Genomic DNA, 13,633 nt, shown 5'->3' with positions numbered 1-13,633 from the left:
TAAAAGCAAACGAATTTCTTATTTTTCATAACCTAAGCTGAAATTCAATCGTACAAGAATTTCACTTAGCTGATTTGTAATGTCGTTCACTTTAAAAAACTTTCTTCCATAAGAAACTTGAATTTCCTTAGAGCGAAATTCAGTTGTCCAGTCCAGATTAAATCCATAACCCGTTGTCGCTTTAAACTGCCCGTGAGACGAAGGAAGAATCAGTAATCCTCCTGCCCCCCATTCAGACTTAACAAGGCCCATGGTAAAGAGATTACGGTTGTATTGAGTTTTTAATTCAACTTGTGACATCGATCTAATTTGAATATTGGCAGGTGTTACAACATCCTGGAAATAATTTTGATTCATCTCTAGAGATGACTCTATTCTTGATACTGAATTTATTCCGTACTGGCCGCCAATACCATATGAAGTGCGGATGAAGCTTGTATCTGTAAGTGCGTATGCAGTGTCATCGTAAAACTTTAAAGAAGACATTGAAAAAAAAGTATTGAGAGAAAGATCCGGGCGCATAACAATTCGCCACTCTCCTCTAATTCCAACTCCATATTGAGTTGTATTTGAGGCCTTCGTTCCACCAAAGCGCGTATCGTTTGTAGACTCGATAGCAAGACTCGTAAACATAGGAGATAATTTAAAAAATGAATACTGGTCCGTCGATTGATTGATAACCACTGGTTCAACTGGTTCAACTGGTTCAGCGACTTTATTGACGACTGCTGCTTCCTTTATATCTTCTGTTGTCTCTTTTACTTCTTCCGAACTAGCAACGTCCTTACCAATAGCTTTCAGTGGTAAAATTAATTGTGTTCCGACTCTAATCAGATTCCCGTTATTTTTAATTTTGCCTTTATTAAGAGAGATGACTTCATTCAAATACCCGTTCTTACCATATATAGGTACGAGCCTTAGCGACTGAAGGATATTACTTAAATAATCATTCTTCTGAACTTGATAATGAAAATACTCTTCTGCAAACACAGGAGTATTTAAACTTAAAACGAGTAATGTACACATCCCTTTCTTATTCAAGTCGTGATCCCTCAACTAAATAATCGGCGAAGTTTGCCTTACTTTAAATGTACTACGATCCAGTGTTTTCAAAATTTAAGGCATGTTTTTCCGCGACGACTTTATGCCTAAACGAATTATCATTTTCTCCAATGAAAACCCGTGTTTTTTATCTTTTTCTCTACTGAATATAACGATGGTTCATTATTAAAGACGAAACACTAAATGAAAAAAACAATTAAAATAATTTGATATGGACCCCACATCAAGAATGAATTTAAGTAAAAATAGACTTAGGATTTTTTTAGATAATAAAAAAGCTGATCAAGAGTTTCTCTCGAAATCTCATGAAGCTTCTTATCGTTGTTAAACGAGATGATCTCGCCATCTTTAGGATTTTTGAGCGCGCGGAAAATTTCTTCTGATCTTAAAATATGCAAAATCGGAAATGGTGACCTGTTCACATAATTTCCAAGATGATCAAAATCGGTATCAACAAAAACAAATTCCGGATGAAAGGCCACGAGCTGAAAAACATCTCCAAGCTCTGCTTCTTCCAACATCGCTTCAAGATCCCCTACAAAATCATTAAAGATAGTGAAGTCAGAACTCCCTAATGGATAAGCAATAATCGTTGTTGAAATCTCATTCGGGTCCGTTTGACTAAGAAGATCCAACTCCTCCAAAAAGAAGCTCATCTGGTCGTCTTCGTCCAAATCCTCGCATTCCACCACTCTGATTTGCCCCTTCTGATAAGGAATTCGGGCAAAAGGGCATAGATCTAGCCCGAGAACGATGTTTTCTAGCCAGTATTTTGTAAGACTTAGGGTATTTTCCATGAAAAATAGACTAACACACGAGGAAGGGGTCGACAAAGTTAACTCATAATGGCATTGTGCCCAAAAAGCTTAAGAATGTCGGGAGACAACTATGTCAGAAAATACAACTGAAACAACAATCACAGAAGTAAACGCGCCAACAGATTTATACGTTCCACCAAGACCAGCAAAATCTTTTCGTGTCATTATCAATTTAAACTACCGCTCAGACCGCATGGATACAGTTCTTCTTGAAGCACTTCGCAACCAAAGTGAAAACGCTTCTCTAAAAATTATTTCTCGTGGAGCTCTAAAAGAACTTTTTACTGCTGGAAAAATTGAAATCAAAGGTCAGAGAGCTAAATCAAACTCTGCGATCAATAAAGGTGTTACATACGTTGATATCTTAGGTTACTAAGTCAATCAGCACCGGATTTCGCAAACGTTTTTCATCAGTCCAATTAGAAAAATTAACTTCCGCTTTTAGTATAGGTTCAACCCAGTAAATGTTTTTTTGCTGGGGGAACTTTTCAAACGACGAATCAGTCTTCGGAATTTTCGCCAGCTTCTTTTTAATCTTTATATAATTTCCATTAGCACTCACCTTTCCTGCAAATTGCAGTTTGTTTCTTTCGTAATGGCCTAATAAAAACTCTTCGGTCTCGTCATTAAAACCAGCGATAAAAAACGACTGGGTTTTACTGCATCTGGTTTTGCACCAGTAACTGCTTTTTCCTGAGACGTAAGGAGACGCTGCCACCTTCGATATAATCCCTTCCAGTTGCTGCTTGCAGTTTATGTCGAAGAAAGATTCAGGATCCTTTGAAACGTGATTACTGTAGCGCAGGCGTGGATGAATAGATGGAATGATGGCCTCGAGCTCGTTCTTTCTTTCAATCAGTGCTTTTTTTCTAAGATCAACGCCATTTAAATAAAGGAGATCAAAAAAAAAGATTTTCACCTGTAGATCTTCACGGAAATTGAGGGCCCTTTCCAAATGCTGAAATTGTGACTTTCCCTGTTTATCTAAAATGACGGCCTCACCTTCCATGATGGCATTTTTTAATTTCATTTCCAGAATAGATTCACTCAATGTCGGATATAGTTCGGTAACATCATCACCTTTAGTATTGAAAAGTTTTAGTACAGTATTCTCCACATGGACCTGCAGTCTCATTCCATCAAACTTGATTTCATGAATCCAGGTCCTCTCAAGCGGAGGTGATAAAACTTCAAAAGGAATTTGTGGCCGAATAAACCCAGGAATAGAACTTTTTGTTTTTTTCATTATGACTCTCCATCAATTACAAAGCAATTTGGGTGCCACTCAATGGACTCTTGTCTAAATCTCCACGTCAAAATTCCCTACTCAAGCAAATTCGCTCCGCAACAGTTGTGCATTTCCTATTACTTGAATCTTGGCATTTCACTTGCTCTATACATCTAAGGCGATAAGTTGTTTTACAATGATGGATTATTGAAAAAGAAGATGGAGTCTCGATGAAAACGCAAATGATGGTGGCCTTAACCGTCTTTCTTATATCAGCTAGTGTTTTTTCAATCACTGGTAGAGACAATTGGGAAACAATCAAATCCAGCACTGAAGTCCAAATCCAACAACCGACCTTTGCAGGTGTTTTTGGCCCGAAGGGGTTATTTAATGCATGTTTTACGGATGAAGAGTTTAAAAGTAAGACTCCTGTTACCAATTGTTTGTCTTATCGTCAGGTCGTTGTCGATTCACCGACAGGCCCACACAAAGACTATATCTGCAGTGAGCTTGAATCAAGAAATGTAACCATCAGTCGCACATACACCCAAGAAGAATGTGTGAAACATGATAGATCTGGAGAATGTCTGGAGTATGACTCCGTGACTTCGGTTTACCCTACTAGCTTCTATCTGGTAGTGATTGAACCTGGAGGGGGGCAATCAGGGAATTTTATATTCTCTAAACCCTACACAATTTCGGCCTGCGATTAATTAAAATTTTAATTAAACCAGCACAGGATCATTCTTTTATTGATGGAAAAATAAAAGAATGATCCTGTGCCTATTTTTATATTTAACAAGGAGTTTTCATGGAAAAGAAAACAAGCACCAAAAAAGTCCGCTACGGCGTCGTGGGACTTGGTAGCATCGCTCAGTCAGCAGTTCTTCCTGCCTTTAAAAATGCTTCAATGAACTCGGAATTAACCACTCTCATTTCAGAAGACAAACAAAAACTAAAAGTCCTCGCTAAAAAGTACAAGGTTCATAATACCTATCTTTATGACGAGATGGAGTTATGTTTTCAGAATAAAGAAATCGATGCTCTCTATATAGCCACACCTAACGATCACCACAGAGAGATTGTCGAGCTGGCAGCAAAATATAAAATTAATATTCTTTGTGAAAAGCCCATGGCCGTCACTCATTCAGACTGTCTCTATATGGACCAAGCAGCGAAAAAAAATGGTATCAAAATGATGGTGGCCTACCGCCTGCATTTTGAAGCTGCCAATCTTGAAGCAATTAAGATGTGTCGTCGTGGAGACTTGGGAGAACTAAAATTTTTCAATTCAACTTTTAGTTATCAGGTAAAAGATAAAAAAAATATTCGTCTTCAACCCACTTCGGTTGGAGGTGGCGCTCTTTATGATATTGGGATCTATTGTATCAATGCGGCCAGATACCTCTTTAAAGCTGAGCCGATTGAAGTGGTTGCTTTTTCGGCAACCAGTGATGACCCACGATTTATCAACACAGAAGAAATCACTTCTGCTGTCCTTAGATTCCCCGATGAAAAACTTGCGGCCTTCACAGTGAGTTTTGGGGCCTTTGATTCTTCAGACTATGAGATCATTGGAACGAAAGGGCGTATACGCTTAGAAAATGCCTATGAGTATGCGGCACCGATGGAACTTAGGACTTTTTTAAAATCAAAAGATGACATGAAAAAGACCACGAAAAAATTTAAGAAGCGCGATCAGTTCTCAGCTGAGCTACTTTATTTTTCTGATTGTATTCAAAAGAATCGTGATCCAGAACCAAGCTCAATTGAAGGAATGGCCGATGTGAAAATTATCGAGGCGATTTTAACCTCTATTCACACGAATGCCCCTATCTCTCTTGAGCCGGTACAAAAAAATAAGCATCCAACTCAAAAACAAAAATTTGTTCGACCTGGGGTGAGAAAAAGAAAACTTTATCATGCCCATAGTCCGACTAAAACTCATAACTAAGGAGCTCATATGTTTGAAGCTAAACACCAACTAGATAATAAAAGAATCGCAATTCTGGCAACTGATGGTTTTGAAGAGTCAGAATTATTTGAACCGAAAAAAGCACTTGAAGATGCAGGTGCCAAGGTCAATATCATTTCACTTAAAAGTGGCGACATTAAAGCATGGAAAAAAACCGACTGGGGAAAAAGCATTCATGTCGATGCAGTCGTTGGAGACGCCAACCAGATGCAGTTTGATGCTCTGATGATTCCCGGTGGAGTGATGAATCCAGATAAGCTACGTAATGATAAAAAAGCTGTCGATTTTGTAAAATCGTTTGTCAGTGCAGGCAAGCCTATTGCCTCCATCTGCCACGGCCCTCAGGTCTTGATTGAAACAGGTATGACAAAAGGAAAAACCATGACGTCGTGGTCTTCACTCAAAACTGATTTAACCAACTCCGGAGCAAACTGGGTGGATCGTGAAGTGGTTGTTGATGACAATCTGATTACTTCCCGAAGCCCTGATGACATCCCGGCCTTTAATAAGAAAATGATTGAAGGGTTTGCAGCAACCCCCAAGAGAAAATAGGAGTTTCTATGCAAAAGATAGAGAAAACAGGACCTGTATTTAGAGCGCTTGCAGTTATCCTTGCACTCATTCTTCTTTTTTTCAGTGTGAAAGTTTTTGCTATCAACCATGAACTTCAAGGAAACTTCATTGAGCAATTTTACGTCTCGAAATAACAATATTTCCATGGTACGATAACTCTTTCTACAGAGTTATCGTACCTGGAATTTTTATGTTAGTTGATGTCATCATCCCCACTTTTAATCGTGCCCAAGTCATGACTCGTGCTATCGACTCTGTCCTGGCCCAGACTTATAAAAACTTTATTCTTCATATTGTCGATGATGGCTCAACTGATGACACTCAGGCCGTCTTAGAGAAATACAAAAATCACTCACAAGTTAAAATACATTTTCAAAACAATAACGGAGTAAGTGCAGCAAGAAATCTTGCGGCCTTTGCCAGTGCTGGATCGTGGATTAGTTTTCTGGACTCTGATGACGAGTGGATGCCTAATAAACTAGAAATTCAGATGAAGTATTTAAACGAGCACCCTGACTATAACTTTCTTCATAGTGAAGAGCTATGGATTAGAAATGGCGTACGCGTGAATCCGAAAGTTAAGCATTTAAAAAGTAACGACAATATTTTTGTTCGTTCACTGGATTTTTGTATCATCTCTCCTTCTACAGTCATTTTAAAAAGAGAGCTCTTTTTAAAACATCAAGGTTTTGATAAAAACTTTATCGTCTGTGAAGATTATGATCTATGGTTAAAAGTTTTACTGACAGAAAACATTGCCTTCATCTCGACCCCACTGATTGAAAAGCATGGGGGGCATGCAGATCAGTTATCTACAAAGTTCGTCGCAATGGATTACTGGAGAATTAAATCACTAGTGAATCTTTTCAAATCACCTTTGGCCAATGAGAGTCAAAAAGAACTTATTAAAAATGTGATTCTAAAAAAGAGTGAGCTGCTTCTAAAAAGTTATATTAAGTATGAGAATCAAAAAAGTTTTGATGAAATACAAAGTGAGCTTGCGAGTATTGATCTTACCGTCTTATTATAGGGTACTGTCTGTGGAAAGTAGCGGAGAGAAGATACTTTAGTATAACTCATCCGCCTGATTTCTTTTTTGATGATGCGAAAAAATTAATTACTTATCTTTGAATTCTCTGAAGTATTTTACTTCACCTGGCCCATCCATATTGATGATCCATTTTGCCATTTGACGATACTTCACTTGAAGATCATCCAGTTTTTGTTGATTCATTGGACAAGTAACACCCATAATCTTTAAACGATTCTTCAATTTTTGAAGAGTGTTGTTTGAAGGGTATTTTGAGCAGTTAATAGACTCGTTCATCGATTCATCAATATAATTTTTGAAATCAACTTCTTTTGCCTTTACCCATTTATCATTTACACATGAAACATAAGGCCCAAGATTGCGGTCTGCTCCCAGGACATCATCATGTTTTTGCAGAACATGATTCCAAAATCTCATACCGTTAAAGTTAGCACTTAAATCGCCATAACTAAAAACTCCGTTACCGATTTTTTGTCCACCTAATAAAAACTTCTCTCCAAAAATTCCTTTCTTAACAGCTGCTATTTCGCCTTTACCCTTAAGATAATTTTTCTTGAAATAGTTAAATCCTTGTCCAAACATATGCTCGAATTTATCGACGCCTACTTCCTGCTCCCCCACCCTGATAATATCAGACATTGTCACACCATTTGATGATATCAACGTAAACCCCAGACCCACTCCATCCCAGATTGTCCAGTCTTGGAAAATAGAATCTTTAATTTCAATGTGACGTTTTGAGTACGCTGGATTTTCGATCAAATCGATGACGAGTTTACCTTTCGTGTGATTGGCAAAATACACTTTTAATTCATCGTAAAGAACTTCTTCACGACAGCCCTTTCCTTCGCTGTTAGCGAGTTTAATGGCCTGTGAGATAGATTTATTAGCATTGGTATTTAAAAGCGCGGAAGAGTCCGCTAAAAACTCATCACTTCTTGTAAACTGGTCAACTTCAGCGGACATTGCTGAGACCTGCAATAACGACAGAAAACTAATCAAAATTAATTTTGAACACTTCATTTAAACTTACCCCTAATAGCGCACACCTGGGCGGCACTATAAGGGATTCGATTTAATCTGCCATGGTGCTATGAGTTTTTTACACGGTTCTTTGTTCTATATCTAATGTTTAGTGACTCAACTGCTAATGAGAAGGCCATGGCAAAGTAGATATAACCTTTTGAAACGTGTTGTCCCATTGACTCTGCTACTAACATAACCCCGATCAGGATTAAGAAAGACAGGGCAAGGATTTTAATTGTTGGATGTTTTTCAACAAAGGCACTGATCTTTCCAGCAGACGCCAGCATCACCACCATAGAGATAATCATCGCCACCACCATAACTCCGACATGGCTAACCATACCGACAGCTGTAATAACAGAATCTAGTGAGAAGACGATATCCAGTACTAAAATTTGTGCGAGCATTCCACCCGGGCTTGCTTTTTTCGTCGATTTTGCATCATCAGGAAGAGCGTGCTCAGGATCCCCTTCAACTTTATGGTGGATTTCAAAAGTTGATTTGGCGATTAAAAATAATCCCCCACCAAGAAGAATTAAATCTCTTCCAGAAAACGAATAATTCAAAATTGTAAACAACGGCTCAGTTAACGTCATTACCCAGCTGATTGAGAATAAAAGTCCGATGCGGATAACAAGGGCCAATCCAATTCCAATATTTCGAATTTTTGCCTGATCTTTAATATCAAGACGGGCCACCAAGATAGCGATAAAAATAATGTTATCGATACCAAGAACGATTTCCATCATCGTTAATGTAAATAGCGCAATAATAATCTCATTAGAAAATCCAAACATTCATTCTCTCCGATTTAACCAAGTGTTTTGTTTAAGTATTCTAGTGTGACGGCATTACCTTTGCAAAGTGGTTTATGTAGACATTAACCCTAACCGGAAAAACACATGAAATTATTCCCTAATCTTAGAAAAGCACTACTAATGGCAACGGTTCTTACAGCTGCAGCAGCGTGTAGTTCTGGGCCAGTTGTCCAAGATTACCCCGTTACTGCAAATGCGACGGAGGAAGTTACCAACCTTGAAAACAACGTCAAGACCGCTCAGGCCAACCAAGTTGACGTTCTTTCACCAAAAAACTTTCAAGAAGCAAATGAAGCATTGATGGATGCTAAGAAGATGCAGTCTAAAGGTAAAGACACAGACAAAGTTCTACATGAAATTGCCGTTGGTAACGCTTACCTTGCTAATGCAAATGCGGTTGCTGATGTCGCTCGAAGTAACATCGAAGATGTTATTGCTGCAAGACAAGCTGCTGTAACGGCAGGTGCTCCTTCTTATTTTGGTAAAGAAATGAAGAAAGCTGATGAAGACTTTAAAGATGTAACAAAAGACATCGAAAAAAATAAGTTAAGCTCAGCGACTAAAGAGCGTGCCGATCTTCAGAAGAAATACCTTGAGCTGGAATTAAAAGCAATTAAGGAAAAAAACCTGGGAGAAAGTAGAAACACAATCTCTCTTGCTAAAAAAGAAAAAGCAGAGAAATTTGCTCCAAGAACTTTAGCGATTGCAGAAAAAAGCTACACAGACACAGAAGCGTACATTACAGCAAACCGTCACAATACTATTGCGATTGAAGCTCGTGCTGCTGAAACAAAACAAGCTGCAATGCACGCTTTAAATATCAACCGCACAGCTAAAGGAACGAATAAAACTTCTTCAGAAGAAACAGCTTTAGCAATGGAAAAAGAGCGTCAAAGAGTTGCTGCAAAAGAAAGCCAACTTAGCAGCGTAAAGGGTGAACTGGATGCAACTCAAAATGCACTTGAGGGATCAGTTGATACAAACGTTGCTCTTATGTCAGCTCAACAAAAATTAGAAGCTGAACAAAAGAAACTAGAGGCCGAAAAAGCTTTCAATGAAAAATATGAAGCTGCTAGAAAAGAGTTTGCTTCAAATGAAGCTGAAGTCTACAAACAAGGTGACGCTCTTTTAATCCGTCTTAAAGGTATGGAGTTCCCAAGCGCAAAAGCAACAATCCAACCAAAAAATAAAGAACTACTTTCTAAAGTTCAAAAAGTAATGGAAGACTTTGGAGCAAGTAACGTCATTGTTGAAGGTCACACTGATTCAGTTGGTGGAAAACAAGTTAACGACCGTCTGTCTCAAAACAGAGCTGAGGCCGTAAAAAATTACCTTCAAACTAACGGTGGTGGGATGTCTGAAGAGTCATCTAAAATTGAAGCTGTGGGTTATGGATACCAAAAACCACTTGCTACTAATAAAACTGCTAGCGGGAGAGCTCAAAACCGTCGTGTAGATATTATTATTAAGCCAGAAGGTGCACCTGCTTCTGAAACAACAAGACAATAAGTTTATTTTTTTCAAATAAAAAAACTCAAGGCCCCGCTTTATAGCGGGGCTTTTTGGTATAAAATATCCCTATAAAGAATTTAGGGAATGCTGTATGATTTATAAATGTCTAAGAAAGCTAAATTAAAGAAAAACCTCGACCCCTTTACCAGCGCTAGTGACATTGAAAAAGGTCTACAGCTGGATAAAAAGAAAAGTAAGCGCTCTCCGCAAGAAAAAAATCGTCGCGACCGCCACCTTCAAAAAGAAATTGTCCGCCAGTTAACTGATGAGCTTATTAAATTGTCAGACAAAGATATACTTGAAGAATCTGCCAGAGAAAAAAATCCAAACTATAAAGGCAATGAAGTGATTTATACTATTCGTCCGGTTGATTCCGACGACTAACAGGCCTCTTTTTTGCAATACAACTCTATGACGGACATAAGTCATCACGGGAGTACTGCATGTTTGGAAATATAAAAATCAGAAAAGGTCAGCCTGACCATCGCCTATCCAAAGAAATTTTTTTCACTGAATTTAAAAAATCTTTTTATGACCCTCGCTTCAGAGTGATGGATACAGAAATTGAAAGACTGGCCGACATCGCTTTTGAAAATTACAACGAAGGGAGAAAGGCCCCTATTACAACAAAAGCAGGGCCTCAGTTTAGCGATCCAAATTACGACTTATCAGTTGAATGGCTCGACACCAGAAACCGTTTAATGGAAGCTGCTGTACTTCATGCAAGAAGTCCTTCAAAAATTCTTATCATTAATGCTTCTCCTCGAAATGAACATACATGCCCAAGTGAAATGTCGAAATCTTACCGCATGCTTACTCACGCGCAAGAAGTTATTGAAGCAGCAGGAGTTGATTTTGAAATTTTGGATTTAAGTAATATGACTTCTGAATACCGTAAAATTATCCATCCTTGTAAAGGTTGTGTTTCAACGGCCATGCCTCTATGCCACTGGCCTTGTTCTTGTTACCCAAACCACGCTCTCGATCAAACTCATGACTGGATGGCCGACATTTATAAAATGTGGGTTGAGGCCCATGGGATTTTAGTGATCTCCCCTGTCCACTGGTATCAAGTTCCCACTTCATTCAAATCAATGATGGATAGAATGGTTTGTGCTGATGGAGGAAATACAGATCCTACAAAGACTCACGGAAAAGATCCGGAGCTTGCAAAAAAATTAGAAATGAAAGGCTGGGATTATCCTAAGCATCTTGCAGGAAGAGCTTTCTCAGTTGTCGTTCACGGCGATAGCACTGGTGTACAAGATGTTAGACGAACTCTGATTGACTGGATGACTGACTTGCAACTTATTCAAGCAGGGGCCGGAGCTTCAAGCTATATCGGTTATTATGGCACCTATGCTGAAAGCCATGAAGAGTTAGACAAGCGACCAGACTTTTTAATTGAAGTTGAGACAGCTGCCTTAAGTCTAGTGAAACAAATTGAAATGAATAGAAGTGCCCGTTATGTTCAACCAGATGTTGGTCTAGAACATCCGATGCAAAAATAAGGAATAAAAAATGGTTTTATCAATTGAATTAAAAATGCTTTTTTACTCTGCAATCCTGGGAATCGTTCAACTATTAATAGCAACACAACTCTCAACTGCTCAACGTGGAATCAAATGGAATCTTTCACCTCGCGATGAAAAAGCTCCAGAACTCACTGGCGTTGCTGGCCGAATGGATAGGGCCTTTAAAAATTTCATGGAAACATTTCCATTTTTTATCGTGGCCATCGTTATCGTGCAAATAACCCAAATGCAAAGTAGCAGTAGCTCTATTGGGGCCATGCTTTATTTTTGGGCAAGACTTCTTTATGTCCCATTGTACGCGGCCGGAATTCCCGGCGTACGTACATTCGTATGGGTCATTTCTTTTGTCGGAATCATCATGGTGCTATCAGCACTTTTTTAATTACGCTGCCTTTCCACTAATAAGAGTATTCAATTGGACGACTAGGTCTCGGAAATCATCAACTTGATTTCCAAGACTTCCTGCTGCCACACTTGCTTGCTGTGAAGACGAGCTATTCTGGTGAGAAGCACTATCAATCTCACTCATGGCCTTAGTAATTTCACGAATACTTTGAGACTGTTCATGGCTGGCCGATGAAATTTCTGAAATCATCTGGTCAACGTTATTAACGTTCATAATAATTTCATCAAGAGCATCACTGCACTTTTTGGCAGTCAATGTTCCCATTTCAACTTTATCCTTACTTAACATCATAAGAGAGTTGATGCGTTTTTTTGAGCTCTCAATTGTCGATTGAACTTTTTCAATACTGGTTTCTAATAATTCTGAAATTTCTTTTGCGGAGCTACCACTCATCTGAGCAAGTTTTCCAATTTCTTCTGCTACGACAGAAAATCCTTTACCATGCTCACCTGCTCTTGCAGCTTCAACCGAAGCATTGAAAGATAAAAGTTTCGTCTGGAAAACGATATCATTAATCACTTTCGTTTTCGCTCCAATCTCATTAATCACATTGACGATTTCTGCAATTTCTTTATTACTCTGATCAATTTCTTCCTTAATTTTTTCCGTACTCATAGAAATCTGGCTGATTGAATTAATGACTTCATCAACGGCCATCTTTCCATTGTGCACACTGGTCTTGCTATGCTCAGAAACTTCTGCTGATCTTTTTGCATTATCGGCATTGCTCACAACACTAGCACTTGTCTCTTCAACTGCTGAAGTCGTTTGTTGTAAGGCCGCTGCCTGTTGAGTGATGCTTGAATTTAAAGAAATACTGGCAGCATTAATTTCATTGGTAAAATTGGCGATTGTATCTGATCCAAGAGATAGATTGTTTGAAATCTGATTAAGCATTCTTGAAATCGAGATCGCAAAAAAGTAGCCGATTGCCAGACCGCCAAACACACCGATGAACATAATAACATTCTGGATGGTTTCGACAAAATCTCCATCTTTCGATGCTTCTGCAACCCACTCTGCTGCATTTTTCTGGTGAAAATCTACCAGCGCCATAATGCTTCTATTATAAACTGCTGCTGCCTCTGGACAGTCTTTTAAAAAAATCTCTAACATCTTTTGTCTGTCTTCTGCTGTTCCTGATTTTTGAAGTGTTAAAACTTTCACCCCGATTGCTTTAAAATTTTTCCAGTCTTGATCAACACGGTCATACAACTCTTTTTCTCCTGGAGAAAAAGGCGTTACCATATATTTTTTATTTTCTATTTCATACTTTTCAATTAAATCCAGAACTGTTTTTACAGACAGATCTTCTTCTGCTTTGGAAATTCCAGGCAACCCAAGAGTTCTTAAAGCAATACGAATTTTACTGTAAGTAAGATACATTGAATCGGCCGACTTAATATTGGGAAGACTCACGTGGGCCACTCTATCTAAGTGAGAATCAATTTTCTTGATCCCCCAAAAACTCACTCCTCCGATAACCACAGTGAAGAACAAAAGTGTCCCACACAAGATAAGTAATTTTGCTTTCAGACTAAGATTTTTAAACACACATACCCCGCTTTTTAATAACTCCCCACTTCTCGACAATATTAAGCTTTCCTTTAGGTATGCTAGATAAATGTT

At 38.6% G+C, this 13,633-nt stretch carries 16 protein-coding genes; 10 read left to right on the top strand and 6 right to left on the bottom strand.

The genetic code is table 11. The annotated features are described in order from the left end of the window. Positions 1–18: 18 nt before the first annotated feature. Together SHI21_RS15765 and SHI21_RS15760 are read right to left on the bottom strand one after the other, a co-directional pair. Positions 19–1,041 carry a hypothetical protein gene (locus SHI21_RS15765; RefSeq protein ID WP_323577800.1) on the bottom strand — a complete coding sequence of 341 codons (1,023 nt, stop codon included), beginning with the start codon at positions 1,039–1,041 and terminating at the stop codon, positions 19–21. Positions 1,042–1,313: 272 nt separating this feature from the next. Next, positions 1,314–1,859 carry a DUF1415 domain-containing protein gene (locus tag SHI21_RS15760; RefSeq protein WP_323577798.1) on the bottom strand — a complete coding sequence of 182 codons (546 nt, stop codon included), beginning with the start codon at positions 1,857–1,859 and terminating at the stop codon, positions 1,314–1,316. Positions 1,860–1,950: 91 nt separating this feature from the next. On the opposite strand from SHI21_RS15760, the gene SHI21_RS15755 reads away from it, so the two are divergent. Continuing rightward, entirely contained in the window at positions 1,951–2,256 is a 306-nt protein-coding gene (locus tag SHI21_RS15755; protein ID WP_323577797.1) for a hypothetical protein, read from the top strand. Here the strand turns inward: SHI21_RS15755 and SHI21_RS15750 are convergent. Then, a complete protein-coding gene (locus SHI21_RS15750; RefSeq protein WP_323577795.1) occupies positions 2,245–3,126 on the bottom strand; it encodes an ATP-dependent DNA ligase in 882 nt (293 codons plus the stop codon). The genes SHI21_RS15755 and SHI21_RS15750 overlap by 12 nt on opposite strands. A gap of 212 nt (positions 3,127–3,338) precedes the next feature. On the opposite strand from SHI21_RS15750, the gene SHI21_RS15745 reads away from it, so the two are divergent. The 5 genes from SHI21_RS15745 (at position 3,339) to SHI21_RS15725 (ending at position 6,686) form a co-directional block, all read left to right on the top strand. Continuing rightward, positions 3,339–3,821 carry a hypothetical protein gene (locus SHI21_RS15745; RefSeq protein ID WP_323577793.1) on the top strand — a complete coding sequence of 161 codons (483 nt, stop codon included), beginning with the start codon at positions 3,339–3,341 and terminating at the stop codon, positions 3,819–3,821. Positions 3,822–3,919: 98 nt separating this feature from the next. Next, positions 3,920–5,062: a Gfo/Idh/MocA family protein gene (locus SHI21_RS15740; protein ID WP_323577792.1), complete on the top strand. Its 1,143-nt coding sequence runs from the start codon at positions 3,920–3,922 to the stop codon at positions 5,060–5,062. A 9-nt stretch (positions 5,063–5,071) separates the two neighbouring features. Further along, on the top strand, positions 5,072–5,635 hold the full coding sequence (locus SHI21_RS15735) for a type 1 glutamine amidotransferase domain-containing protein (RefSeq protein ID WP_323577791.1): 564 nt from the start codon (positions 5,072–5,074) through the stop codon (positions 5,633–5,635). 8 nt (positions 5,636–5,643) lie between these two features. Continuing rightward, the gene (locus tag SHI21_RS15730) at positions 5,644–5,790 is read left to right on the top strand and encodes a hypothetical protein (RefSeq protein ID WP_323577790.1); all 147 of its coding nucleotides are present in this window, start codon (positions 5,644–5,646) and stop codon (positions 5,788–5,790) included. A gap of 56 nt (positions 5,791–5,846) precedes the next feature. Beyond that, positions 5,847–6,686: a glycosyltransferase family 2 protein gene (locus tag SHI21_RS15725; RefSeq protein ID WP_323577789.1), complete on the top strand. Its 840-nt coding sequence runs from the start codon at positions 5,847–5,849 to the stop codon at positions 6,684–6,686. An 87-nt stretch (positions 6,687–6,773) separates the two neighbouring features. On the opposite strand, the gene SHI21_RS15720 is transcribed toward SHI21_RS15725, so the two are convergent. After that, positions 6,774–7,730: a hypothetical protein gene (locus tag SHI21_RS15720; RefSeq protein WP_323577788.1), complete on the bottom strand. Its 957-nt coding sequence runs from the start codon at positions 7,728–7,730 to the stop codon at positions 6,774–6,776. A 68-nt stretch (positions 7,731–7,798) separates the two neighbouring features. After that, on the bottom strand, positions 7,799–8,530 hold the full coding sequence (locus SHI21_RS15715) for a TerC family protein (protein WP_323577787.1): 732 nt from the start codon (positions 8,528–8,530) through the stop codon (positions 7,799–7,801). 105 nt (positions 8,531–8,635) lie between these two features. Here SHI21_RS15715 and SHI21_RS15710 point away from each other — a divergent pair, with 105 nt between their 5' ends. The 4 genes from SHI21_RS15710 (at position 8,636) to SHI21_RS15695 (ending at position 11,980) form a co-directional block, all read left to right on the top strand. Then, positions 8,636–10,060: an OmpA family protein gene (locus SHI21_RS15710; RefSeq protein WP_323577786.1), complete on the top strand. Its 1,425-nt coding sequence runs from the start codon at positions 8,636–8,638 to the stop codon at positions 10,058–10,060. A 105-nt stretch (positions 10,061–10,165) separates the two neighbouring features. Further along, entirely contained in the window at positions 10,166–10,447 is a 282-nt protein-coding gene (locus tag SHI21_RS15705; RefSeq protein WP_323577784.1) for a hypothetical protein, read from the top strand. Positions 10,448–10,506: 59 nt separating this feature from the next. Beyond that, the gene (locus SHI21_RS15700) at positions 10,507–11,574 is read left to right on the top strand and encodes a flavodoxin family protein (RefSeq protein ID WP_323577783.1); all 1,068 of its coding nucleotides are present in this window, start codon (positions 10,507–10,509) and stop codon (positions 11,572–11,574) included. 10 nt (positions 11,575–11,584) lie between these two features. Continuing rightward, the gene (locus SHI21_RS15695) at positions 11,585–11,980 is read left to right on the top strand and encodes an MAPEG family protein (RefSeq protein WP_323577782.1); all 396 of its coding nucleotides are present in this window, start codon (positions 11,585–11,587) and stop codon (positions 11,978–11,980) included. Here SHI21_RS15695 and SHI21_RS15690 read toward each other — a convergent pair whose 3' ends face one another. Beyond that, positions 11,981–13,558: a HAMP domain-containing methyl-accepting chemotaxis protein gene (locus tag SHI21_RS15690; protein ID WP_323577780.1), complete on the bottom strand. Its 1,578-nt coding sequence runs from the start codon at positions 13,556–13,558 to the stop codon at positions 11,981–11,983. Between the last annotated feature and the right edge of the window lie 75 nt (positions 13,559–13,633).

It is taken from the genome of Bacteriovorax sp. PP10 (genome assembly GCF_035013165.1).
Classification (GTDB): Bacteria; Bdellovibrionota; Bacteriovoracia; order Bacteriovoracales; family Bacteriovoracaceae; genus Bacteriovorax; species Bacteriovorax antarcticus.
The sequence above is the reverse complement of the archived record's forward strand: the minus strand, read 5'-3'. Positions and strand labels throughout refer to the sequence as shown.

What these genes read in the sequence shown, in the direction of transcription:
- SHI21_RS15700 (WP_323577783.1), top strand. Translation starts at nt 10,507, where the DNA reads ATGTTTGGAAATATAAAAATCAGAAAAGGTCAGCCTGACCATCGCCTA.
- SHI21_RS15720 (WP_323577788.1), bottom strand. Translation starts at nt 7,730, where the DNA reads ATGAAGTGTTCAAAATTAATTTTGATTAGTTTTCTGTCGTTATTGCAG.
- SHI21_RS15735 (WP_323577791.1), top strand. Translation starts at nt 5,072, where the DNA reads ATGTTTGAAGCTAAACACCAACTAGATAATAAAAGAATCGCAATTCTG.
- SHI21_RS15730 (WP_323577790.1), top strand. Translation starts at nt 5,644, where the DNA reads ATGCAAAAGATAGAGAAAACAGGACCTGTATTTAGAGCGCTTGCAGTT.
- SHI21_RS15695 (WP_323577782.1), top strand. Translation starts at nt 11,585, where the DNA reads ATGGTTTTATCAATTGAATTAAAAATGCTTTTTTACTCTGCAATCCTG.
- SHI21_RS15750 (WP_323577795.1), bottom strand. Translation starts at nt 3,126, where the DNA reads ATGAAAAAAACAAAAAGTTCTATTCCTGGGTTTATTCGGCCACAAATT.
- SHI21_RS15760 (WP_323577798.1), bottom strand. Translation starts at nt 1,859, where the DNA reads ATGGAAAATACCCTAAGTCTTACAAAATACTGGCTAGAAAACATCGTT.
- SHI21_RS15745 (WP_323577793.1), top strand. Translation starts at nt 3,339, where the DNA reads ATGAAAACGCAAATGATGGTGGCCTTAACCGTCTTTCTTATATCAGCT.
- SHI21_RS15710 (WP_323577786.1), top strand. Translation starts at nt 8,636, where the DNA reads ATGAAATTATTCCCTAATCTTAGAAAAGCACTACTAATGGCAACGGTT.
- SHI21_RS15725 (WP_323577789.1), top strand. Translation starts at nt 5,847, where the DNA reads ATGTTAGTTGATGTCATCATCCCCACTTTTAATCGTGCCCAAGTCATG.
- SHI21_RS15715 (WP_323577787.1), bottom strand. Translation starts at nt 8,530, where the DNA reads ATGTTTGGATTTTCTAATGAGATTATTATTGCGCTATTTACATTAACG.
- SHI21_RS15755 (WP_323577797.1), top strand. Translation starts at nt 1,951, where the DNA reads ATGTCAGAAAATACAACTGAAACAACAATCACAGAAGTAAACGCGCCA.
- SHI21_RS15740 (WP_323577792.1), top strand. Translation starts at nt 3,920, where the DNA reads ATGGAAAAGAAAACAAGCACCAAAAAAGTCCGCTACGGCGTCGTGGGA.
- SHI21_RS15705 (WP_323577784.1), top strand. Translation starts at nt 10,166, where the DNA reads ATGTCTAAGAAAGCTAAATTAAAGAAAAACCTCGACCCCTTTACCAGC.